Annotated in this window: 15 protein-coding genes; 7 read left to right on the top strand and 8 right to left on the bottom strand. The window is 41.9% G+C overall.

The window, feature by feature from the left end; all coding sequences use genetic code 11:
- The first annotated feature begins 2 nt into the window (after positions 1-2).
- Complete coding sequence (locus AAG747_RS01935; RefSeq protein ID WP_346819432.1) at positions 3-2,639, top strand: type ISP restriction/modification enzyme; 2,637 nt, start codon at positions 3-5, stop codon at positions 2,637-2,639.
- 79 nt (positions 2,640-2,718) lie between these two features.
- On the opposite strand, the gene AAG747_RS01930 is transcribed toward AAG747_RS01935, so the two are convergent.
- Complete coding sequence (locus tag AAG747_RS01930) at positions 2,719-2,901, bottom strand: hypothetical protein (protein ID WP_346819431.1); 183 nt, start codon at positions 2,899-2,901, stop codon at positions 2,719-2,721.
- Between the two features lie 38 nt (positions 2,902-2,939).
- On the opposite strand from AAG747_RS01930, the gene AAG747_RS01925 reads away from it, so the two are divergent.
- Both AAG747_RS01925 and AAG747_RS01920 read left to right on the top strand, forming a co-directional pair.
- The gene (locus AAG747_RS01925; protein ID WP_346819430.1) at positions 2,940-3,557 is read left to right on the top strand and encodes a DUF2911 domain-containing protein; all 618 of its coding nucleotides are present in this window, start codon (positions 2,940-2,942) and stop codon (positions 3,555-3,557) included.
- A 416-nt stretch (positions 3,558-3,973) separates the two neighbouring features.
- Positions 3,974-6,349, top strand: coding sequence for a PIG-L family deacetylase (locus tag AAG747_RS01920; RefSeq protein WP_346819429.1), 2,376 nt, complete (start codon positions 3,974-3,976; stop codon positions 6,347-6,349).
- A 74-nt stretch (positions 6,350-6,423) separates the two neighbouring features.
- Here the strand turns inward: AAG747_RS01920 and AAG747_RS01915 are convergent, their stop codons facing one another.
- On the bottom strand, positions 6,424-6,600 hold the full coding sequence (locus AAG747_RS01915; RefSeq protein WP_346819428.1) for a hypothetical protein: 177 nt from the start codon (positions 6,598-6,600) through the stop codon (positions 6,424-6,426).
- A 287-nt stretch (positions 6,601-6,887) separates the two neighbouring features.
- On the opposite strand from AAG747_RS01915, the gene AAG747_RS01910 reads away from it, so the two are divergent.
- Positions 6,888-8,570 (top strand): sodium:solute symporter family protein, encoded by a 1,683-nt coding sequence (locus tag AAG747_RS01910; protein ID WP_346819427.1) that lies wholly within the window; start codon positions 6,888-6,890, stop codon positions 8,568-8,570.
- A gap of 73 nt (positions 8,571-8,643) precedes the next feature.
- On the opposite strand, the gene AAG747_RS01905 is transcribed toward AAG747_RS01910, so the two are convergent.
- The 4 genes from AAG747_RS01905 to AAG747_RS01890 form a co-directional block, all read right to left on the bottom strand.
- Entirely contained in the window at positions 8,644-9,390 is a 747-nt protein-coding gene (locus AAG747_RS01905) for an IclR family transcriptional regulator (RefSeq protein WP_346819426.1), read from the bottom strand.
- Positions 9,391-9,698: 308 nt separating this feature from the next.
- Positions 9,699-9,950: a hypothetical protein gene (locus tag AAG747_RS01900; RefSeq protein ID WP_346819425.1), complete on the bottom strand. Its 252-nt coding sequence runs from the start codon at positions 9,948-9,950 to the stop codon at positions 9,699-9,701.
- Between the two features lie 307 nt (positions 9,951-10,257).
- Entirely contained in the window at positions 10,258-11,214 is a 957-nt protein-coding gene (locus AAG747_RS01895; protein ID WP_346819424.1) for a DUF4178 domain-containing protein, read from the bottom strand.
- A gap of 293 nt (positions 11,215-11,507) precedes the next feature.
- Positions 11,508-11,960, bottom strand: a complete 453-nt coding sequence (locus AAG747_RS01890; RefSeq protein ID WP_346819423.1) for a GNAT family N-acetyltransferase — start codon at positions 11,958-11,960, stop codon at positions 11,508-11,510.
- Between the two features lie 501 nt (positions 11,961-12,461).
- Between AAG747_RS01890 and AAG747_RS01885 the strand changes: the two genes are divergently transcribed.
- Positions 12,462-13,268 (top strand): exonuclease domain-containing protein, encoded by an 807-nt coding sequence (locus AAG747_RS01885; protein ID WP_346819422.1) that lies wholly within the window; start codon positions 12,462-12,464, stop codon positions 13,266-13,268.
- Positions 13,269-13,315: 47 nt separating this feature from the next.
- Here AAG747_RS01885 and tamL read toward each other — a convergent pair whose 3' ends face one another.
- The gene (gene tamL / locus AAG747_RS01880; protein ID WP_346819421.1) at positions 13,316-15,658 is read right to left on the bottom strand and encodes a translocation and assembly module lipoprotein TamL; all 2,343 of its coding nucleotides are present in this window, start codon (positions 15,656-15,658) and stop codon (positions 13,316-13,318) included.
- 80 nt (positions 15,659-15,738) lie between these two features.
- A complete protein-coding gene (locus AAG747_RS01875; RefSeq protein WP_346819420.1) occupies positions 15,739-20,691 on the bottom strand; it encodes a translocation/assembly module TamB domain-containing protein in 4,953 nt (1,650 codons plus the stop codon).
- Positions 20,692-21,236: 545 nt separating this feature from the next.
- On the opposite strand from AAG747_RS01875, the gene AAG747_RS01870 reads away from it, so the two are divergent.
- Both AAG747_RS01870 and AAG747_RS01865 read left to right on the top strand, forming a co-directional pair.
- Positions 21,237-22,148: an ROK family protein gene (locus tag AAG747_RS01870; protein WP_346819419.1), complete on the top strand. Its 912-nt coding sequence runs from the start codon at positions 21,237-21,239 to the stop codon at positions 22,146-22,148.
- A 350-nt stretch (positions 22,149-22,498) separates the two neighbouring features.
- Complete coding sequence (locus tag AAG747_RS01865) at positions 22,499-24,304, top strand: caspase family protein (protein ID WP_346819418.1); 1,806 nt, start codon at positions 22,499-22,501, stop codon at positions 24,302-24,304.
- Positions 24,305-24,342 lie beyond the last annotated feature (38 nt).

Raw genomic sequence — 24,342 nt, 5'->3', positions numbered from 1 at the left:
TCATGGCTAAAGAATACGGACATTCACATTCTACAACATTGGACGCAAAACTCAGAAATTCTTTTCGTAGAGAACTGGCCAGTTATTACCAACAAATCCACGCTTCCTTTACACAAAAACTCCAAACTACACCCGATACGTCTGTACAAGCATTGCTAAAAAATGCATTTGGAAGTACTGATATCGAATTAGTCGCTGCTGCCTTTACTCAACATGTATTATTGCGACCTGTGATTGCTAAAGTCACCGGACAGACTACATTTATTCAGGAGAATTTTCTTGCGACACAAATCGAAGAAAAACTTCCCCTGTTAACCAACTCTTCCACCAGTCAACTGCTGGAGGATTATGCCAACACCCTGAAGAGCCAAAAAGCATTATTCTCAAAAGAAAATTCAACGCTTTTACTTGAATACTGCCAATATATCAATCAATTATCTCCTACACCTTTAACTGATTTGGCTTTCGATGAACCTGAAAACCAAGCTCTCCTTCATTTTTTAAGAGATACAGCCGATCGTCTGTATAAAAAACATTTGCAAAAGTCTCCTCTCCGGCTCCGCTCCCGGATACAAAGCTCCTGGCTTTCCTTGGATATACCTTTTGCTTTATCCCATGTATCTCCGGCTTTTGAGCAAGTGGTCACCGGAAAAACCAATTTGACAGGTTACTACTTCAGTGAAGTAACTCTCAATTATTTACCAAGCAGTGTTTCTACTACAGTTACAAAGACTACCTTGCCATCCGAAGCGACTAGTCGTTGGGAAAGCTTGAAAAATGCAAAACAAACCAAGATTTTTGAGCTTTCACAAAATCAAAATACAGAAGAAGCCAAACATCTTTCTCAACATTCATTTGAATGGGTACAAATTTTAAGAGGCAAACAAACACAAGTAAACAAGCTCTCTTCCGGATTGCAGCAGGAAATCCTCAAAAAATATAAACTCAACTCACGGCTTTCCCGCTCTGTCTGGTCTTTTTGGGCTGATTTTTACCTTGCCGAGCTCCATGTATCCCCACAAGGGTTTATTACAATCCTGACAGAAGAACCACTTTGGGAAGGAGCCAAGTTCGCTGCTTTTCGCAACTATTGCAATCAACACTATTCCGATATTTACGGAATGTCCATTTCAGGGAGCACTCCCACACTTCATTTACTTTACCTTTGGAACCGGCAACCGGAATCATCCGCCAGAATATCGTTGGCCAAAACCTCTTGGCAACTTTTAAAAAGCAAACCACTATTGAACGAGCTTGATTTTCAAAAAGTAAACCCGCAAACACCAACAAGCCCCTGGAAGAAAAGCACCTCGGAAAACCGTTCGTTGAAGCAGTATTTTTATGAGCAAATACCCGGTGTATCTCTTTCACATCATGAAATTTTACTTGCTGATTCAGAAGCACAACTTATCCGTCAAGTGAAAGCCTTTCACAAAACATATTCAGCGCTGTTGAAAGTCGCAAAATCAACGATACAACCGGTAAGGCCCCCCAGTGACTTTCCTTGGAATACTACTATCAAACAATACATCAAGGAAGGGAAAAAACTTACTTTCAACGCAAAATACATCCGTAAAATCCAATTAAAGCCTTTTACATCCGCTTATGTGTATGCCAGTCCTATGTTTTTTAACATTCCCTCGGAGGAAGGCACCACAAAGGGGTTTATTTTATCAATCAACGCTCAAGGCAAATGGCTGGCATTTGCTCAGCAAGGCCTGTATGATATAAAATATTTACCTTCAGGCAAGTTTTACCCACTCTACAGAAATAACTCCGAAGAAATCAATATTACAGATTCACTGCTAAAACAGTTTATCGACCATTATCAAAATGTACTTGAACAAGAACAGTCAACACATACCGATGCGGGAAGCCTGAATCAACAAATAGCGGCCAATAATCAGGAAATGATCAAATTTACCCGCAGTTTGCCTGTACTCTATAAATTCAACCAAAGGATACATGACCAACTTCATACGGTTTCGCCAGGAGCTCAACAACTGTTAGCCATAGATGAATGCCTTGATAAACTTGAGAAAAAAGTGCAGATGCTGAGAAAAGACGCCAAAGACCGTAAAAATGCGTTGGACAAGCTATTTGGGAGAAGTCAAGAATTAAGGAGTTATTTAAAAGATGCTATTGAAGAAGAAAAAAACATCCGGACAAAAATAGAGGCGATTACAAAAGAGACGGTTTATTACTACCTCTTTGCCATTGCGCAAGTTTCCGGGCAAACCGATTCAATCCCTTTTCATAACTCATTTTGGGAAATCACCCGGCTTGGCCGGCAACTTTTCGAATTGCATTTAACCAATGATATTCCTGAAAATGCTGAGGTAGAGTTACACTGGCATAAAAAAAAGCTCCAAACACTTTCTTCTCCATTAAAGGTAAACAAGCGCAAAGGGGAAATTTATACCAAACAGCAATTGCTAGTGAGCAATATCCCTCCTATTGCCTGGAAGTACAAAGTAGGAAGTAAATCAGTTCTTGAGAAGATTTTACATTCAATAGAAACCCGATATTCGGAAAAGCCAACAGTACCCGTTCAGGACGAAGTAAGCAAAGCAATATACTTTGCTATCAAAAGTGGTTTACTGTTGGAAGAATTACATGCGTTGACCCAAGCTGAATAGGAACAAGTGGTAACAAGGACTTTATCACAGGGGAAAACCTGCTTTTCTAGCTCCAACAAAGCAAAAACAAATTGTATATTTAAGGAATAGACTGGCCAATGAAAATTGCAAGAGATAAAAACAAGGGATAATCAGTCAAAAAACCCTTTAACATCTCCTTAACAAAAAGAAAAATCAAAGCAATGTACTTTTGAAAAGTTTTGCCTTTCTTACCCTTGTAACCAATTTCTGTACTGTTATTGGCAAATGCATTTGGCCACATAAATGAAACATTTATAAACATTAAAAATTTGAAAACTCATGAATTTAAAGAATTCTCTTACCTTATTTGCTTTCCTTATTGCTTTAGTAATCGGCACTCAAACACAGGCACAATCAGAAATGCCTCAACCCAGCCCGGCTGCTTCGGTATCACAAGTAGTGGGTTTTACTAAAATCAGTATCGACTACTCTTCTCCGGGAGTAAAAGGAAGAAAAATATTTGGTGAACTCCTGCCTTATGGAACTACCTGGAGAGCAGGAGCCAATGCGCCTACCAAGATTACTTTCAGCACTGGTGTAAAGATTGGAGGAAAAGATGTGAGGCCTGGCAGCTACAGTCTAATGGTAAAACCCATGAAAAACGGGGACTGGGTTGTTTACTTACACGAAGAAGGAAAATCCGTCTACAATTACATGAAAGACAACAAAATAGACGAGACCAAATTAGCTTCTGAAGCGGTAGTAAGTGTTAAAGTAAAACCTCAAATGAGTGATTACGCGATGGAACGTCTGGCATATATGATTTCGGCCGGCGATAACAAAACGGCTACCGTAATGCTCGGTTGGGACAAAGTATGGCTGTCTATGGAAGTAGATACCAAAGCCGATCAAAACATGAAACGCATTGAAGCGGCTTTTCAGCAACCTGAAAATTAATTTAAAAAATAAAAAGGCCTGTTTTCAACTTTATTTAAAACAGGCCTTTTTTGTCATTTGCTCATATTACATTCTTTGACAACTTTCAGTTGGGGAAATCAACTGTCCTCCCCAAGTTTTGACGTACGGTTGCGATGATCTGCTCAATACAGTCATTGGTTACAAGGGTAATACTTATAACTTTTACCCCCTCACTTTTGCAGAATTAAAAGTTCGCAATACAAATTTTCGAATGAACGGGCAGTACTATTTTTCATTTCAGATCAATTTTCACTCTAATGCTTAGCACCAGCAAGATGCGTTTTTTTTGTATAGGTTTCTTACTTTTTTTGACTCAGAGCCTTTACGCACAACCCGGACCCAGGCTTTTAAAAAACTCGGCCGAAATTAAACTTGCACTCAAAAAACTACAAACCTTGGGCAGTGTATTGTACATAGCTGCCCATCCTGACGATGAAAACACCCGCCTGATTGCGTATTTAGCCAATGAAAAAGGCTTTGAAACCCGTTATTTATCCCTTACCCGGGGAGACGGGGGGCAAAACCTGATCGGGAAAGAAGTAAGAGAAGAACTTGGCATTATCCGCACACAAGAGCTCCTGGCTGCCCGGAGAAAAGACGGGGGTCAACAAGCCTTTTCCAGAGCAAATGATTTCGGATACTCCAAACACCCCAATGAAACCCTGAATATTTGGGACAAACAAAAAGTGCTGGCAGATATTGTTTGGGCCATTCGTCAATACCGGCCCGATGTCATCATTACCCGCTTTTCTCCTAACAGTGCCGGAAAAACTCATGGCCACCATACCACCTCAGCCATTTTGGCCCTCGAAGCATTTCATGCAGCGGGAAACAAACTCAACTTTCCCGAACAGTTGGAATATGTAGAACCCTGGCAACCCAAGCGTATCTTCTGGAACGCTTCCTGGTGGAGCTTTCAACGGGATGCCAGTTTGAAAAAAGACAACTTTCTCAAGTTGGATGTAGGACAATTCAACCCGCTTTTAGGTAAATCTTATGGCGAAATGGCCGCCATCAGTCGCACCATGCATAAAAGTCAAGGCTTTGGCTCAGGCATGGCCAGAGGGCAAGAAATGGAATATTTCCAACATTTGGCAGGTACTTCTGTCATGAAAGACCTCTTTGAAGGTATCGACTTTTCCTGGGAAAGAATTCCCGAAGGCAAAGCCGTTGGCGACAAATTACAAACGGCTTTTGAGCAATTTGATGTGGAACAACCTCATCGAATCTTACCTCTATTAGCCAAGGCTTATCAATTGTTGGAAAAATATCCAAAAGCACAAAACTTTTGGGTGAAAACAAAAAAACAAGAGCTGGAAGACGTAATGTTGGCTTGTGCCGGAATTTGGTGTGAGGCCAATGCTCCGGTCTACAGCATTAGCCCGGGCGACAGTCTTAAACTGGAAGCCGAACTGGTAAAACAACTAGGCGATACTCCGGTAAAGCTGCTGAAAGTGCAATTGGGCAAAAAAGAAATACGTATTGATTCCACGCTAACTACCAACCGGGAATACAAATTTCCCCTTGCCATCAAGACTTCCGGGCACACAGCAATTACCCAACCTTATTGGCTACAAGAAGCTTCTTCGAATGGTATGTTTAAAGTGGCCGATCCACGTATGGTCGGTTTACCGGAAAACCCTGTTCCTTTCCCAGTGACTTTTACCTTTCAAATCCAAGGGGCTACCTTTCAAAAAACAGCTCCTGTAAATTACAAATGGGTAGACCCTGTAGACGGAGAGCGATTGCGTCCTCTGGAAATCCGTCCATCCGTTACAGTCAACTTGCCCCAACCCGTTTATCTTTTCAGTGCGGAGAAAAGTAAAAAGATAAAACTGTTAGTTAAAGCGCATACGGCTCAAGTTCAAGGCAACTTGTCCCTTTCCGTTCCACCCGGATGGAAAGCCCAACCTGCAACCATCGCCTTTGATTTGAAGGAAAAATTTGAAGAAAAAACCGTAGAGGTGGAATTATTCCCACCGGCTACTCAGTCGGAAGGTACACTTTCCATTTCCATTCACACAGGAAAAGAACATTATTCATACAGTTTAAAAAGCATTGAATATGCTCATATCCCCGTGCAAACGCTGTTTCCTCCGGCAGAAGCCAAACTGGTGCGTATCAATTTGCAAAGCCGAGGGAAACGCATAGGGTATATTCCCGGGGCAGGCGATGCCATCCCCGAAGCTCTGCGGGAAATCGGTTATCAGGTGGATGCCCTCACCAATGGCGATATTACCTTGGAAAATCTAAAGAAATACGGGACGGTCATTACCGGTGTAAGGGCTTACAATACCAACTCCCGTATGAAATTTATTCAGGAAACGTTGATGAATTACGTACATCAAGGGGGGAATTTAATTGTACAATATAACACTTCTCACCGTCTGGTTACGGATGAATTAGGTCCCTATCCGCTAAAGCTTTCCCGTGACCGGGTAACCGTAGAAGAAAGTCCGGTAAAAATTTTGACACCGGAACACGAAATTTTAAATAGTCCCAATAAAATTACGGCAAAGGATTTTGAAGGATGGGTACAAGAACGGGGTTTGTATTTTCCCAACAAATGGGACGAGCACTATATCCCGATTCTCTCTTCCCATGACCCGGGAGAAAGCCCCAAACCGGGAGGTTTGTTAGTGACTCATTACGGCAAAGGGTCCTATATTTATACAGGATATTCTTGGTTCAGGCAATTGCCGGCAGGAGTGCCCGGTGCCTTTCGATTATTTGTCAATTTGATTTCCTACCGGAACCCACAAGCAAATTAAATTGAAATAGGGCTGCTCTATTGATTATGGATTGAATAGAAAAGCCCTATTTTTTGAAGGAATGGGATTTCGGATCATATCAAAACGACCAAAGGGATAACAATCACAAGTAATCCGAGAGCCCCCCATCCCAAGCGTTTTACAAACTTTTTTTCCTGTGCCGGGCTAAAAGCAGGCTCAATAGGATAGTACTCACTGGAAGGGGTTGGTCTATGGTAAGTTCCGGGTAGGTCTGCTCCTAGAAATTTCATAACGATATGCTTTAACCAAGAATGAATTCTCAAACATAAATTCAATTTAAAGAATTGCTTTTAGCTCAATCGTTAACAAAAATCAGCAGATGTTAATAATTCCAGATAACTGCAAATATTATCTAATCACAACCTATGAATAAGCAACTTAATAATGAGGAAGAGAGGGAGTTGAGGGAATTTGGTTTACCCTCCTTTATGCGATCCTGGAAAAAACTGTATGGTTTTGTATTGGGTGAGTTAGCATTATTGATTCTACTATTTTACTTATTTACCGTTATTTTCCAATGAGCACACTAGACTGGACCGTATTGTTAGGCACTTTGGGTTGTATCGTGATCTATGGTGTATGGAAAACCCGGGGAAGCAAAAATATTCAGGAGTACCTCCTGGGCGACAAGAGTATGAGTTGGGGGACCATCGGACTCTCCGTGATGGCAACACAAGCCAGTGCCATTACTTTTCTTTCCACGCCCGGCCAAGCATATGAAAGCGGGATGGCTTTTGTTCAAAATTACTTTGGCTTGCCCATAGCCTTGGTCATTATTTCGGCCGTTTTTATTCCCTTGTATTACCGGCTTAAGGTATATACCGCCTACGAGTTTTTAGAAAAACGCTTCGATCTGAGGACCCGCCTGTTAGGAGCTTTCTTGTTTTTGCTGCAAAGGGGATTGGCTGCGGGGATTACCATCTACGCACCGGCCATTATCCTTTCTTCCATCTTACATTGGAATCTCGATTATACCATCTTATTTGTCGGGATTTTGGTAATTATTTATACGGTATCCGGAGGGACCAAAGCCGTCAGCCTCACCCAAAAATACCAGATGGGGGTAATCATGTTGGGAATGTTTACTGCTTTCTTCCTCATCATACAACGGTTTCCCGAATATATTGGCTTTATGGAGGCTGTGAAGATTTCGGGTAAAATGGGCAAACTGGAAGTCGTTGACCTTTCCTTTGACTATACCAAACGCTATACCCTATGGTCAGGGCTAACAGGAGGTTTGTTTCTTGCCCTCTCTTACTTTGGTACGGATCAATCGCAGGTACAACGTTACATATCCGGAAAGAACATCACCGCCAGCCGGCTGGGACTCATGTTCAATGCGATGCTGAAGATTCCCATGCAATTTTTCATCTTGCTGGTAGGTGTGATGGTCTTTATTTTTTACCAATTCGAAAAACCTCCTGTTTTTTTTAAAGAACAAGGAGTAACCTTGCTTCAAAATTCCGAGTATGCAGAACAGTTTTCAAAACTGGATGCGGCTTATTCCGAGAATTTTCAAAATAAAAAAGAGCAGTTGGAGAATTTTGCATACGCGATGAACAACGGCTCGGAGGAGGAAATCCAAAGAGCCGAACAACATGTAAAAGCGATCCAGCAAGAGGGGGATTCCATACGTAGTGAGGTAAAGGCATTGTTAAAAACCCGGGACATCGAGTATGAAACGAAAGATTCGGATTATGTCTTTTTGACCTTTATTATGAAATACATGCCCGAAGGCATCATCGGGCTACTGCTGGCCGTCATTTTTTCGGCAGCCATGTCTTCCACATCCGGGGAATTAAATGCCTTGGGTTCCACCACCACCGTGGACTTTTACAAACGGATCGTCCGGCAAAACGGCAGCGAGCAGCATTATTTGGTCATGTCAAAAATGCTCACGGCTTTTTGGGGCGTTATGGCCATTGTATTTGCCTTTTTGGCCAAACTGGCCGAAAACCTGATTGAAATGGTCAATATTCTGGGTTCTGTGTTCTATGGCACCATTCTAGGCATTTTCCTGATCGCTTTTTTCATGCGGTTTATTCGTGGAAATGCTGTTTTTATCAGTGCCATTCTGGCCCAAATGATGGTCTTTATCTTGTTTGCCACTACTGATATCGGCTACTTATGGTACAATGCTATTGGCTGTGGAGCTGTGATGATATTTAGCCTCATTTTACAGCCCTTTCTAAGGAAATAAGATGTGATTTTATAAAAGATAAAAATTTGTAGAAGAGAGTGTTTGCCACAATGGGCCAACACTCTCTTTATTTTTAATTTTGCTGGGTATTCAGATTACTATTGATAATCTGAGAAGTTTGTAAAAGCCGTTCGATAATAATCTCTCTCAACTCTCCTGAAAAGCGCATTTCGGGCAAATACACGCCCAAACTGGCAATGACCTTTTCATTTTTCCAGATTGGCACGGATACACCCGTCACATGAGATGCTGAGGTTTGAAAGGCCATCCCTTCCCTTTTTATTTTATCGAGTTGAGCAAAAAAGTCTTGGGTATCTTCCACTTCCGGCCAAATCTCCCGCTTGGGCAATCCGTACTTTTCCACAAAAAATTGCCTTTCCTGATCGTTCAAATAAGCAATCAACAAGCGCCCGGTCGAAGTCATATACACATTCCGCTCCACCAGGTTCATTACTTGTAACTCATGATTGGCTTTTACTTCGTGGATGATTACCCGGAGGTTGTCTTTCAGAATCGCCAGTATCGCCCCCTCATTGATAGAATGGGTCAATTCTTCGATAGGAATTTTGGCAGCGCTCAGTAATTCATTCCGGTAGGAATAATTGCCGGTAAGGTAATAGGCCATCGGTCCCAAGCGATAGCCTTTTTTTCTGCCAATTTGTTCTACATAGTTACGGTTCACCAAGGTCTTCAGAATATTGGCACAAGTTCCATGGTTCAGACTTAAATAATTGGCAATTACACTTAATGAAGGTTCTTGATTGTTATTGCGAGCAATATATTCCAAAATATCCATTGCCCTGTTCACTACCTGAATCATCCCTTATCAGCTTGATACTTTAATTTTTCGTTTTACAATAGACATTCTCGCAATCCCAATGGTACAGGCAAACCGGCGCCTTAGGAGACAGCCCAGCCCACTTGCTTTTCAAATAAATCATATGATCACGATAATGTTGAAAGTTAAAGTCTCTCCCGGTATTTGTTTTGGAAGACTTTTATTGACTTACTGCTTTCCGGATAAATTCTCCGGGCAATCAGTAGTACAAAAAAATGACTTTTTAACAGAAATGAAAGGCATTGTATAGAAATTATGCATACGGGTAATGAAACGGATCGCAAACATCCCTAGCTTTCAGGTGCAGTAGGGTTTTGGCTGTCTTTGAGCTTTTTAATTTCATCCGCCAGGTAATTAATCTGATTTTGCAATTCCTTTTCTTTTAAGGAGGGGTTATCTAAGGCGATGGTGCTACCTTCCAAAGCAATCACTTCCAGGTTTTCCAAACGTTTTTTCAAGTCCTTATTTTCTTCCAGTAAATTCTCTAACAGTTGTTTGTCCTTTGTACTTAGTCCTTCCTTTTGCACTTGTAGCTTTTTCATCTTCACTACGGTGTCGCTTAAGATGGCTATTATGGGAATTAGTACAATGAAAAAAAATATATAACTCATAGTCAGTACAGGATAGAAAACGAATATACTGAAGCGAATTAAACTTTTTCTTTTTCCTGAAAAATGTTTCAAAAACGCCTCCTCTGTGTTACTTTTTGCAACAATAGCTTTGGCTATTCTCTTCAAAAAGTGCCTTGATGAGCCGATTTTGATTCCATCTTCGGTCAAAAACGATACGTGTAAACCACTTCACTGTCAAAACAACTATTTTAAGAAACTCCTTCCACTACGCTGCTGCTTACTTGGTTTTATTTGGCAGTACTTCATCAAACTCGTACACAGAAAGTTGAACGCCCGTCCAGGCTTTTACATTTTTCCCCCGTACTTCTATACGCAAATGTTGTTTTCTGGACTCGTCAAAATATTCCCAGAGGGTCACTTTTTGGGCTTTTTTATTTTTACTTAAGTTAAAATACCAACCTTCCATTCGGGTATCCCGGTAAAAAAGCCGGTCTTTCACAGTCAAAATATTATCGGGCATTATTCCTTTTAATAATTTTTGTTCCAACCCGTTTTGGATGGCGTGAATACTTAAGGGGTCCATCCGTTGAATCACCGTAAAATTATATTCCTTACACAAATGCAGAATCAGTGTTTCGGTTTCGTGCACCAATGTCACCACCTTTTCCGATGCCGTCTCATTCCAGTCATACTGTTCGTGTTGGGCGACCTGCCAGGTTTTCAAATCGTAATCGACTAAATAACCGGTTTCCAGATTTTCTACGGATAAATTGGCCGGATCATAAGAAAAATCCATTTCTTTCGGCTCCCGAACCGTAAAGCCATACCTTGTATAAGGGTTGTTTGAGGAAGGGGTAAAGCGACTACCGGGTTTCGCAGCAGACATGGTTGCCAATTGGAATATTCTTTGGGAAGTCTCCGGAATGGTCCGGTTTTTCAAATACCACAAATACACCAACAGGCCCACACCTACCCAAAACCATCCGGCAAAAAAAGCCCAGGCGGATAATACGATCGCAATATTCCGCCTTTTGCGATGTGTATTTACGGCTTGTGTATACAGGAAATAAAACGATTGCCGTTGTTTGGGCGTTAAGTCCTGTATTTGTTGGTGCATGGCAATTGGCAGCCCTCTTTCACTAAACACAGGCCATCCGATGCGCTCAAAACTCCGTTTGACACGACCAAAAAACGTTGTAATTTTATCGAAGATATGGGATTGGGACACAGGCATTTTAGATCTGTTGTACTACTTTATTGAGTAGTTGAAATACATAAGAAAGGTAAGAAAAAATCTTTTTTCTCCCTTATTAATTTCAACGGCATTTCATATTAGGGGGTTATAGGGTTATTTTGAATGGTAAGTGGCAAAGCTTAATGGTAAGAGCAGGAAGATAAGTGGAAAACATAAATACCTCAGGGGGAACACCGAAGTATATAGAACCCTCCTTGCTTCCCTCCCGGAAATGCAGCTTTTATATTTCTTCGCCAGTTATGCATTCATGCATAGAAAGCCTCCTCCCAAACCTAAATATCAAAATTGTAAAAAAAGTTTTCATTTCGCTTAAACCCCTGCTTTTCATATAAGCGCTGAGCATTTTCATTCGTGCATTCGGTTTCCAACATCAGGCCTTTTGCTCCTGTTTCCCGGGCCAACTCTTTGGCAGCACCCAGTAATGCAACTCCTACCCCTTGTTCTCGATACTCCGTTTTTACGTACAAATCATTTAATAACCACAATTTCTTCATCGAAACCGAGGAAAACACCGGATACAATTGTATAAACCCCATCCCTTCTTGATAGCCGTTTTCACTAATATCGTAAGCAATAAATATTTCAGATTGTAATTGAGTAATCCGCTCTTTCAAAAATACCTTGGCTCCATCCAAGTCTGACACTTGCCGGTAAAACTGACGGTAATTATCAAATAACCTAGTCAAATGGTCCAAATCATCGGTAGTTGCTCTGATAATTTTCATAAAAATGTCAATTTATAGTCAAAAAATAAAAAATTGAATCCTAAGCATTCAAGCCCCTCTAAGAAGTGTTCATTGTATCAAGCCTCACTTCTGTAATATAACTTTTCTCGTTTTTTGCTTCTGTCAAGTACAAGACTTTTATCCCAAGTTACTTTTTGCTTAGTCTCCAACTTACAAAGTAGCCAAATATCCCTTTAAATACCGATTAAAAATCCGATGTTTACAGAAACTTAACAAAACAGGATACTCTCTCTGCATTTTGCAGTACCGGTTTATTCCCATCAGTCCATTGGAATACTTGTAGTACCGTAAAGCAGCCCAATTAACTTCCATTGCGAAATCCCCGGTTATACAAGACAGCCCCCTACCCTTTCCTTTTAAAATGTAGAACGAAGCGTCAGTATGCTCCCCGTTATTTCTATCTTTGCTCTTTACTTATTTGATATTTTTTGTACATTTAAGAAGTTAGCAATTACTTAAAACTCGCACGTTTACCATATTATGCATTTAAAATTAAGAAACCCACTGGCTATCTTTGATCTGGAAACCACCGGAATCAATATCATCCGCGACCGGATTATCGAAATTTCTATCGTCAAAGTGATGCCAGACGGCTCCAAAGAAATCCGTACAAAGCGGGTGAATCCTACCATTCCTATCCCTGCCGAGAGCAGCATGATTCATGGAATTTACGATGAAGATATCAAAGACGCTCCCACCTTCAAAGAAATTGCCAAAGAGACGGCCCGGTTTTTAGAAGGGGCCGACTTAGCGGGTTTCAATGTATTGAAGTTTGACTTGCCAGTGTTGGTGGAAGAACTCCTGCGCGCAGGGGTAGAGTTTGATGTGAGTAACCGCAAGATTGTAGATGCCCAAAAAATCTTTCATATGATGGAGCCCCGTACTTTGGGAGCTGCCTATCAATTCTACTGTAACAAAGAATTGACCGATGCACACTCCGCCGAAGCCGATACCTTGGCAACCTTTGAAGTATTGGACGCACAAGTGAAAAAATACGAAGGCAGAGAAATCAAAGATAAAAGCGGGAAGTTGTATACCCCGGTGAAAAATGATGTGGAGGCGCTCCATGAAATCACCTCATCCCGGATGATTGACTTTGCCGGAAGAATGGTGTATAACCTTCAGGGGGTACCGGTTTTCAACTTTGGAAAACACCGCAACCGTCCTGTGCTGGAGGTCCTCAAACAAGAGCCCAGCTATTATGATTGGATGATGAAAGGAGAATTTCCATTAAATACAAAGAATAAATTGACGGAAATCAAATTGAGTGAATTTAACTCAAGATAATCCGGTCAGCACCCTTCCGGCGAATTGCCGGAAGGGTGTGTTTTTTCTTAGAAAGGATAACCGATTGCCAGATTAAACAGCAGATTCTTCTGTCGCCATTCTTTTTTCAGGGGGTTTACTTCTCCTCCTACCCAACGCTCTCCCTCTGGTAAATACGGAATCATCAAGGGAAAGGCCCAATCCAAGCGCAGTACGAAAAACTCCACGTCCAAGCGCAAACCAAAACCCGCTCCTACTGCCAGTTCTTTGTAAAACCGGTCCATGGAAAACACCCCTTCTCCTTTCCTCAGTTCGTCTTTTCGTACCAACCAGACATTGCCCGCATCGACAAACAAAGCTCCCTTTAAATAGGAGAATACGGGAAAGCGCCACTCGGTATTGAGTTCCAAACGAATATCCCCCGTTTGGTCCAAAAACACTTGGTTTTCTTGTAAGTTTTGCGCCAAGAAAGAACCGGGGCCTACTTGTCGAGCCACAAAAGCCCGGATACTGTTCGCCCCCCCTACAAAATACTGTTTGGCATAAGGTATCAGCTCCGAATTGCCATAAGGATAGCCCACACCTACAAACAAGCGATTGACCCAAAGGCTATTTTTGGAAAGCCGTTTATAAAACCGGAACTCATTACTCACTTTGGCATATTGCACATAAGGCACACCCAGGGCATTTCTGGGACCTCCTTCCGAAGCAGTACGGCCTCCGAAAATTTTATCTCCCAAATACATCAGGTTTCCCGCCATTTCAATATCCACATTCCAATAGAAATAGGTCAAATCCTTGGGGGTAAAAGGCGTATTATAGGTAAACACAAATCGATTGCCCAAAATCATTTGATTTCCGACTTGGTCCTCCAATTGCTTATTCACTTGTAATAATGAATCCAGCCCTTCGTGTGCTTCCAACAAGCGGATATAATTTACGGCTACCGGGTCAAAGGAAAAGCTATTTCGCTCCGTTGTCCACCAGCGGTACCCAAAGCTTACATCAAAAGAAGCTGTTTTAAAATACCGGGGCCGGTTGAGTAAAGTTACCCCCGCCTTCAGCCTGGACTGCGCCAAATATCTGCGGGAGCGTTGTTCTCCCAAGACCAGCGGCAAAAAAGCCTTCGGGAAACGGATTTCACCTTCCAGGCCCAATTCATAAGAGGTTTGGTTATTCTGCTCTTGTCCCCACTGGGTCTCAAAGCCGGAACGCAAACGAAGCGACAAGTTTTCCATTCCACTAAACAAATTCCGGTTGCTTTGGGTAATGGAGACAAAAGGTCCGGTATAATTATTTGATTTGGTGACATAATTAAACTCCATTTGCAAAGAGCGCTTAGGGTTCAGTAGGAGTTCAATATGCATATCCAACTGTGCACCGGAACCGGTTTCTTCAAACGAGACATTCACAAATTTATAAATATCCAAAGCATTGAGCCGCTTGAGGGTTCTTTGAAAGGCCAGTCCGCTGTATGTTTCCCCGGGCGATAACAGAATATTATGAATCAAGGCTTTGGGCTTTACTTTTCTCCGTCCTTCAAAAAAGTAATATTGGTCAATTTTCAGAGTATCTTGCCCTTCCGGGAGCGAGTTGCGATTTTGATCCAGGTACACATAGATGTTGCGAATAGTGTAAGGATGTTTGGCTTTTTCGGGAATTTCCTCTTTGAGATCAAGGTACACATGCATGCGTTTATCTCCCACGGTGCTGTCTACTTTAAACAATAAATACTCCTGATGAAAAAAATAGTACCCTTGTTCCTTCAAAGCGGCCTCTATCCGGGCCCGTTCGTATTTCAAACCCGTCAAGTTGTACATACTACCCGGTTCTAAACTACTTTCTTTTTTCTGCTCTTGAATGGCCTGAATGAGAGGGGTATCTCCTTCCGGAAAATAAATCGAATCAAGGTAATAGGGGTTCTGCAATTCCGCCCAATAACGGACACCCATCGTTTTAGGGTGTTGTAAAAGCTCATAGTCCACTTTTGCAGCAAAGTAACCGTTATTAGCCAGACGATTTTCCAACAGCAAACTGGCCCTTTCCGGGTCGGCTTCCGTGGAAAGTACCGGAGGTGATCCTAATTTGTTTTTCATCCAGTACTTAAACCCCTTCTCTTTTTTGGGTGTACCTGCAATACGATAGAGCCATAACTTAGGACGAGAAACAAGTAGCTTTTCATTGGGGACCGGCTTTTCGATCACCTCTTCCAACTCCGCTTCCACTTTGCCTTTTAAGCTTTTTTTCCCTTTTCCTTTGTAGTGAATTTCGGCTCCCGAATACAGTTTTTCTCCTTTGTTCAGGGTCTTGAGACCGGTACAGCCGGATAATAAAAGTAAAGTTATTCCAATAAAATACAACGGCTTTTGCATCACAAGCCGGCTATTGCTCTTTTGACATGTTGTCTTCATCTTTGTACAAAGCTTACAGAGTCCCCCTCTGTGTATTTAAGATCTTATCACGAAGTAATTTTCCCACAAATGCTCTTCCCTTAATTCCCCTCTACCTTTTTGTTTTTCTTCCTACTGGTTTCTTTTTTCTCTTCTTTTTCATCAATGCCGTTTGCCTTCTCTTGCTTTTTCTTCTTTCGGAATAAATCTTTCCAACGGTTATAATCCTTGGTAAACAACAGAGAAACGCCATTCACGATCACCTGCCCGTCTACAATGACATCGTATTGGTTATTCCGGAACACCTTCAAACGGTAGCGACCGTCTTTGGTAAGTTTGTATTCAATGACAATGTTTTCGGCAAAGCCAGTGTTGCTATCGGTTTTATTCCCTGACAACTCTACGTTTCCTCCCACATTCACTTCCAGACGATCATTTAAAAACTGTTTTTTTAATTGCACTCCCAGTTCGGTAACTTCCTGTTTACCCGATTCGGTATTTTGTTCATAAGATTGTAAATCGAAATTCAAGTCTACTCCCGTAATCAATTTATCGGAGAGGTTATTCAATTGATCGGTCAAAATACCACTCACACTGTTCCGGGTGGTGGAAGCCATCATATCATTCATTCCTCCCCCTGAACTTGAGGCGGTCGAAATAAACGAATCAAATAATAACAGGGCGAATACCTGTTTGTTCAACTCGCTCTCATCCTCATTCAAGGACCTCAACGCTGTACTCACTCTTCCGTCAGAATTTTTATCACTGATTTGAATATCGAAACTAATGTCCGGTTCCAACAGTTCTTCGTCCAGATTCAAGTTTACATCAAACCAATATTTTTTCCGGTAAGCTTCCCGTTCGCTATCCGAAATGCGGTTCATAATCCCGTAAGGAGCAGTCCGGGTTTCGTAACTGGCCGTGATATCCATGGTAGCATTCATGGGGTCACCGTTCCAAATAATCGAGCTTCCCTGACGGATCGTAAAATTCTTTTTGATCAGATCATAAAAAGTAAACTGGTACTCTCCGTTTTCAATTTGGTAAACACCGGTCAGCTTCATATCCCCCAGGGGATCCATTTTAAAGTTCAGGGTTCCACCTCCCGTCATATTCAAATGGTCTCCGGCTTTAGGGTCCACAATAATGTTCAGCCCAGTTGCCTGATCGATTTCTATGGTGGTATTCAGGTCAATTCCTATCCCGGAAATCAGAGAACTTAAGGAGTCCTCCTCTACAGGCACCAATTCTTTCTCTGCATTTTTCTCTACAAACTGCACGACCCCCGCCCCATGTACTGCTTCCAACTCTTCTTCCGGAAGCACATAGGTCAGTTGCGAACCCTCGTTCAAACGAATCGACATATCGATAATGGGATTTTCAGCCGTCCCGCGGATTTTTCCATCACTTGTCAACAGTATGGTTCCATAATACAGGTCATTGTCCTCCTGAGTGGTATTTAGTACCAGAAAATCATCCGTATGGACATCCAAACCCAGTAAAAGGTTGAAGCCTTCATCCAAAGTGATATTCCCATCCACACGGGCTTGCTTTTCCCGTTTATCGATCAAAGTAAACTGATCAAACAGCATTTTGCGATCCTGGTAACGTAACTTTTGTTGGTCCACCGTGAAGTAGGTGTTGAGCATTTTAAAGTTGAAGCCCGTTTTTACAAAAGTAAATTCACCATCTCCTCTCTGAGGAAGGGGGAGCTCGCCTTTCAAATTCAAATGCCCTTGTACACTTCCCGAAAGGTCCCCCAAGGTTTCTTCCAGAATACCACTCAGTGATTGGAGATCCAAATGGTGAATTGTCAAAGCCAAATCCAAAGGATCTTTTTCCTTGTTGTTCAATTGCCCCTTCGCCTGTATATCATTTTTCGCACTTTTCAATTGTGTATCAAAGATAATATGTTCCGGGTTTGGCATTTCTGCTTGTAAAGCCAAATTGCCCAGGGTATCGCCCAAAACGGCTAGTTGATGGATATTCAAATCTCCTTCCAGGCCGAAAAATTCCGGTAAAATGGCAAATGATACCTTCCCTTCCAATATTCCGCCAATCAAGTCTTCAGAATTGAGTATCCTTTTTACCAATGACAAATCAAATTGTTGAAATCCGACAGTCAGCCAACTGGCCTCTTCCCCTTGCTGTGATTCGATCAGTATCCGTTGTTGTTGATGGGTCAGGGAAAAGTTATGTACACGAAGGCTACCTTTAGAAAAATGTAAAGCGTTGTCAACGGGCACCATCCAAGGAACATAGTCAATCAAAAAACCATTAGGGTCCAAATGCACGGAATAACTACTGTCTTGAATGGACAAAGCTCCTTGCACTCCGAAACGGGATGTCCCAACAGAATCAGCAATGTATAATGCCAAGCTCATTGAGTCTCTTTTAAGCAAACCGTTTGCCTGAGTATGATGCAATTTAAAACTCGTTCCCTGTAGACTTGAAAAGCCCAGTAAATACTCCAGCCCTTTGTTGGTTACCTGTACTAAGGATTTCAGGGAATCCAATTTTAAATCTCCGTATTGGACATTGGGCAATGACAAGTCCAGATCAAAGCTATTTTTTTCGGTATTTAAAAAGGCATATAAGTTTAAGGGAGCCATGCTATCCAATTCGTGAGCAAAAGGCTTGATCACTTTTACCGGATCAGATACTGCCAGTTTCATTTCCAGTTGGTGAGCATGTTGGTTACTGTCTTCCTGGATCAAATACCCTGTAATATGGCTTTTAATCACTTTGGGCATTTCGGAAAAGGCAAAATTCCCTTCTATTCTCCCATCAAACGCCTCTGATCCCAAGGCAACAGCTGTATTGGAAGGGGAGTTATCTACTTCCAAACGGATGATGGACAAGTCCAATGGATCTTGGTCATAGAATAAATGAAAATCATTTAACTGTACAAAACCTTTCATCACATCCATCGAATTGCCTTCCAATTCAGCTTGTAACCGCGTGTGCATACGAAGTTCCTCTTCCGACCAATTCAGTTCTGTGATATTTGCTTTTTCAATCTCCGCTGTCAATGAGATCACCGGAATGGTATCTTTTATTTCTACACGCGATTGTACTTTAGCCGTCAGGTCTTCTTCCCCAACTTCTATCGCTGCAATTAGTGTGGAATCACCGTATTCACCGGAAAGGGTAAGGGTAGAATAATCATAACGATTAAGCTGTAATAAAGGCAAGTTTCCTTCCCAAAATACCTTTCTGGAGTCTTCCAACACATTGTACCCCCAGGCTGTCAAGTCAACGCTCATCTTGCCTAAAAGGCTGTCTTGCCGGAGTACCTTTCCTATCTGAAAATCAGATAAGGCAATCTGTGTATCAAAGCGTTCGCTTTTATCTTCAGGCTTTATTTGTAGTTCGATGGAAGCTTGTCCCATATCCGATGCATAAGCCAGGCTTCCCTTCATATTTCCAAGAGTCCCTTTTAACTTACCTTTCAGATGGTTAGACTTGGGAAAAAGAACCGGACTTTCTGCCACCAGACTGTTGAGAAACGAGCGAGTGGCAGTCAAGGAATCCAATACCAAATCCATTTCCATAGCGTCTACACTTAACACCTCTTTCATCTTCCCGTGAAGGGCTAAGGAAAAGCTATCCAACCCGTGAGCATTCAAAGAATTGATTTGCAGATTTTTGATTCCTCCTTTTACCTCCCCGGAGAAATGTACGGTGCCAGTGGGAGAAATGCCGAACCCTAAACTGTCCCACTGGTTTCCCATCAAATACCGGATATCGGAAATGCCAATATACGAAGGAGGGATGGAGCAATCCATTACAAGCCCTTCCAATGAATCCGCAAGGGCAGCCAAAGAAGGAAAATTCAACGCAGTGGAAGTTTGCAAGAGAGTATGTGGCGTTTTCAACAGAAACTTATGAACATGTGCTTGTTTCCGGTTTAAAAAAAGGTCTCCTTTCAATGCATTGACAGACAGCCCTCCTTGCTCTTGAAAACTCAAACCCGCCAAAATGGCCGATACGGTATCCTGATGCACATAGATGTCTTCCAGTTGGGTTGCCATATCAGTCAAGTATATATGCCCTGGGTCAAAACCCTGGCCCTTTTGCGGAGCGTCAAGTTGCTTCAGGTTCACCTCATTTCCCGAAAGTGAAATGGTTTGTGCGTGTAGCTTCCATTCCAGGTTCAAACCTTCAAATGGCTCTGCCACGGTGTCTTTACTTGCTACAGACCCCATTTCAAAACGGGAATTGCTCAGCTCTAATTCATCAATGATTACTTCCCGGGCAGGTAAATTCAACCGTTCCAACGTCCCGGAAAATTCTCCAATCTTCACCTGCATCGTATTTTTTCCTGGGCCTGACATTTCAAAAGAAGAGTTTCGTAATGTCAACCGGTGTACATCGATGTCTATCATACCCGATGCTTCGGTAGAGGTATCCTGCACCTCCGTTTCTACCGCCTTCACTACTTCGCTAAAAGCCAGAGAAGCATTGGTATTTTCCAAAATGATGTCTTTTAAGGCAATCCGGTTAGCATTCAGATCAAACTCATCTATATCTAAAACCAACGTACCCAATTGCGTTGAAAAGTCTGTTCCGCTAACAGGGTCTTCAAAGACAAAGCGAATATTTTCCAGGGTTCCGTTAGTAAGCACAAATTGCCAGGGAGAGGGTTCTTTCGCTTCCGGTTTGGCCGTTTTTACCGAATCCGAAAAGGCATCGATAATAAACTGAAAGTTAAATGTAGAATCTTGCACATTCCGTTTCAGTTTTCCGGTAAGATTTTGCAGTTGTACATTTCCCAAAGAAATGCGCTGCCTTGTCAAGTCCCATAAATACGGGTCGCAAGAAATATTCCCGGCATATAATAAAGTGTCCTTGGACAGGTCTCTGACCAAGAGTTCCTTGATGGCGATAGAAGAAGGGAGATCGATTTGCAAGCGGCCAATCTTGACTTCTGTTTGGAGTTGTTCTTCAAGAATTTGCTCCGCTTTCTCCAAGACCAAAGACTGAACTATGGGAACTTGTAAGAGAAGGTAGATCGCGAGTAATAGTATATGCGGAACCAATAAAACCCACAAGACTATTTTGAGCAGCCTTTTCCCTATCTTGTTATGGTGAGTTGTTTGTTTGATAGCTATTGTTTGTTTATTGTGATCATGAATTTTGCTTGAAAGGCTCAAATCAATGGGTCAACATTCGTCTTAACAATGTCGGAACTGGAAATCAGCAAATTAAAATTTATACCATTGAATTGTTGCCAGGGAACACCCTGTGTTTTTCTGACTACTCAACCATTCTCATTGACAAAATTCGTGAATAAGTCTGTTTTTTAAAATGTAATTAAAACAAAGTTTTATTGAATAAAAATGCCACTTTTATTATCATTGGAGAATGAGTATTGGGAAAAGCAGCGATTCCCTTTCGTTTTCATACATTCTTTGTTGAGTCGAAAAGGAGTCCATACAAGGCCAAGTACTCACTCTTTTTGTGTTAGCACAAATTGACCATTCAAAGTTCAAGAAAGCAAAACTTATTTCTTAAGGTTATTGAACAATGATTTGATATGGCTACTCGCCAAAGAGGCATAGCAGATTTTTAAAATGTGTAATATAAAATAACAAATATGGAGCATTTTTTAGGTATTGATATCGGTGGTACAAATGTAAAATGTGGCTTGGTGAGCAGTGAGGGAGAACTATTAGAGAAAACCAAATACGCCACTACAGAACTCCAGAAGGAAAACAGTACCATGGAGAGCCTGGTGAAAGTAATTGGTTGGGAGTTAGAAAAACACTCCAATGTAAAAAAGGTGGGTATCGGTATCCCTGGTACCTTATCCAAAGACCGCAACTCCACCATTGATTTGCCCAATATACCTGATCTGGCCCATACCAATGTGATGGGTACTCTGAAGGCAGCTTACCCGGATATTATCTTTCATATGGAAAATGATGCAAATGCGGCTGCTTTGGGTGAATTCTACTTTTCCAAAGCAACAATGCCGGATGATTTTATATTTATCACGTTGGGTACCGGGGTAGGAGGCGCTTGCATCATGGACCGGAAGATCTTTAAAGGCGGTAATGGTAACGGTCTGGAAATCGGACATATCATAGCCGGCAATGGCAAAACCATCGAAAACAATATCGGAAAGAAAGGAATCCTGGGCATGGCCCTGACCACATTGGAAGGTTATAAAGGCAAATCGGTTTTGTCTGACATGGGAAGCCTCAATGCCAAAAAAGTAATCAAAGCCGCACAAGAAGAAGACAAACTTGCCATGGAAATTTTTCACGAGGTAGGTAAGTACCTGGGTGAAGCCATTGTATCTGCGGTGAGGCTTTTTGATATTCACACCATCATTATTGGTGGAGGCGTATCCAAAACCTTTCACCTGGTAGAAAAAAGCATGTATAAAAAAATCTACGATTTCTTATCTCCTTATTACACGGACGATTTGCGTATCCGGCTTGCTTCCCTTCGCAACGAAGCGGGCATCATCGGAGCTGCTTCCTTGTGTTTTATCGAAGACTAAAAGCCAGCCGTACATTTCCCGGATAAGGCTACGCTCGAGTAATATAGTTCATTTGCCCCACTTGAGTAAAAAAAGACTCAAGTGGGGCATTCTGTTTTCAGCAGATTTTTTTCATTTTTACAGACGTTAAAACTTCGTTGGTAAGGTTACTTTTTGCTGACGATCTATTAATAAATAGTACCTCTAAAAAATCCGCAAAAATTCCGAAACTTTCTACTTGAAATCCCGTGCTAGTGTATAAGACTACCTTTAAAAGTCAATGATTAAAGAATTATGTATGTAATGCCTTTACTCCTTCCGAATAATTCCGCGATAAGCCGTAAGTATTGTCAAACCCCAAAATCAATGTAATGAAGTCTTTTTCCTATTTCCTAATTCAATTTACCGGGTTAAGTCTCTTATTCATTTGTTTTAGTTGTGGCAGCTCAAAAAAAGTCGCACAAGCCCCTTCCCCGAAAATTCAGCGCATTGCAGGCTCTGAAAGGCTGGTTGACCGGCAATATCAAGTCAATATGGTACGCCCCCCTTCGGTGCAAAACCAAGATTTTCGCGCCAGGGTAACCGTCAGTAATACGTATGAATACCAAACCCAACATATTAATTACAAACCCAGAGGGACATTTAATGCCGGGAAATTCATCTTTAAGGTGGGGGTACCGGCTGCCATAGGCACCTTAATCGTGGCAAAAGGAATTGAAGCCAGCAATTTTGCAGAAGACGATATCAGTTGGGGACATTTTGCAGGCGGGTTACTTTTTACTTCCATGTCTTTGACTTCTTTATTCAAAGGGAAATATATTGACTGGGATTACCGGGAATATACCGTACCCGGTCCCCCTCAAACCGAACAAAAAAGTCCTGTTCCACTCAAGGATAGTCAATTAAGTGTATCAACCAACCGGATTAGCCGGAATTTCCTCACCAATGCGTTTGGAGAAACAACTGTTCATCTTCAAGATTTTCAATTTCCCCAACTCAGTTACCACCGGGATTTCGACTTTCATTTTGCACACCAAGGAAAAAATGCCGGGTCGGTTACGCTCAATAGCAACACCTGGATGAAATCCATTGCCCGGGTGGGTCTGAGTTCGGTAAAATTACATAGTTCCCCTTTTGAGCATTCTCCGGTAATGGGCCTGGCCAATTACGGGATGCAAGGAGAAATCATCGGGAAGAACACTCAAGACACTTGGCTGGAAGTTACCTTCAGGCAAAAGAAAGGTTGGCTACCGGCCTCCTCCGTTCAAGTCTTTTATGCTACGGCCTCCTCCATTGATCAATTGAGACCCGACCCTATCGCACATACCCCTTCCATCCCGGAAACGGAAACTGATACAAATACATTTTCGGACGTAGATATCGATATTCCGGAAACCGGATTGGTAAACCCCGATGCCATAGCGGTGATCATTGGGAATAAAAACTACGTAGCCAGAGATGTACCCAATGTAGACTTTGCCCAACAAGATGCCCGCATTGTCAAAAACTATTTGATTAAAACTTTTGGCTTTCAAGAGGAAAACATTCTCTATTACGAAGATGCCACTCAGGGAAATTTTAACAGTGTATTTGGTACCTCGTTGAATCACAAAGGGCGCATTTACGATTTGATCAAGCCGGGGGTTTCCGATGTATTTGTATACTACAGTGGGCACGGAGCTCCGGATATTCAAAGCCAGGAGGGGTATTTTGTCCCGGTAGATTGTGAGCCATCCACGGTAACTCTCAATGGATATCCAGTCAATGTTTTTTATCAAAATTTATCCCGTTTACCGTATAAATCGCTCACGGTAGTAATTGATGCCTGTTTTAGCGGAGGCTCGAACAAAGGCATGTTAATCCGCAACGCGTCCCCCATTTTTATCAATGTCAAAAACAAAATTCTTCAAGATCCCAATGCGATTATTCTTACCTCTACGGGAGGTGACCAAGTATCCTCCTGGTACCCTGAAAAAAAACACTCTTTGTTCACTTATTATTTCCTGAAAGCTATTCGCGGCTCTGCAGACTTCGATTCGGACAAAAGTATTACTTTACAAGAATTGAGTCAGTATATCGAAAGCAAAGTCCCCTCTATGAGCCGTAAGCTATACCGGAGAGATCAACAACCGGAAATGTATGGCCGTTTGGATAAGGTGCTGATCGAATTGGAATAAACGTTTATTGTAATGCTTTGACTGGGAAAAGCAGGTGA

This window comes from Rapidithrix thailandica (assembly GCF_039710355.1).
Classification (GTDB): Bacteria; Bacteroidota; Bacteroidia; order Cytophagales; family Flammeovirgaceae; genus Rapidithrix; species Rapidithrix thailandica.
The sequence above is the reverse complement of the archived record's forward strand: the minus strand, read 5'-3'. Positions and strand labels throughout refer to the sequence as shown.

Coding starts and splice junctions, on each gene's coding strand:
- AAG747_RS01935 (WP_346819432.1), top strand. CDS start 3: ATGGCTAAAGAATACGGACATTCACATTCTACAACATTGGACGCAAAA.
- AAG747_RS01930 (WP_346819431.1), bottom strand. CDS start 2,901: ATGTGGCCAAATGCATTTGCCAATAACAGTACAGAAATTGGTTACAAG.
- AAG747_RS01925 (WP_346819430.1), top strand. CDS start 2,940: ATGAATTTAAAGAATTCTCTTACCTTATTTGCTTTCCTTATTGCTTTA.
- AAG747_RS01915 (WP_346819428.1), bottom strand. CDS start 6,600: ATGAAATTTCTAGGAGCAGACCTACCCGGAACTTACCATAGACCAACC.
- AAG747_RS01910 (WP_346819427.1), top strand. CDS start 6,888: ATGAGCACACTAGACTGGACCGTATTGTTAGGCACTTTGGGTTGTATC.
- AAG747_RS01905 (WP_346819426.1), bottom strand. CDS start 9,390: ATGATTCAGGTAGTGAACAGGGCAATGGATATTTTGGAATATATTGCT.
- AAG747_RS01900 (WP_346819425.1), bottom strand. CDS start 9,950: ATGAAAAAGCTACAAGTGCAAAAGGAAGGACTAAGTACAAAGGACAAA.
- AAG747_RS01895 (WP_346819424.1), bottom strand. CDS start 11,214: ATGCCTGTGTCCCAATCCCATATCTTCGATAAAATTACAACGTTTTTT.
- AAG747_RS01890 (WP_346819423.1), bottom strand. CDS start 11,960: ATGAAAATTATCAGAGCAACTACCGATGATTTGGACCATTTGACTAGG.
- AAG747_RS01885 (WP_346819422.1), top strand. CDS start 12,462: ATGCATTTAAAATTAAGAAACCCACTGGCTATCTTTGATCTGGAAACC.
- tamL (WP_346819421.1), bottom strand. CDS start 15,658: ATGAAGACAACATGTCAAAAGAGCAATAGCCGGCTTGTGATGCAAAAG.
- AAG747_RS01870 (WP_346819419.1), top strand. CDS start 21,237: ATGGAGCATTTTTTAGGTATTGATATCGGTGGTACAAATGTAAAATGT.
- AAG747_RS01865 (WP_346819418.1), top strand. CDS start 22,499: ATGAAGTCTTTTTCCTATTTCCTAATTCAATTTACCGGGTTAAGTCTC.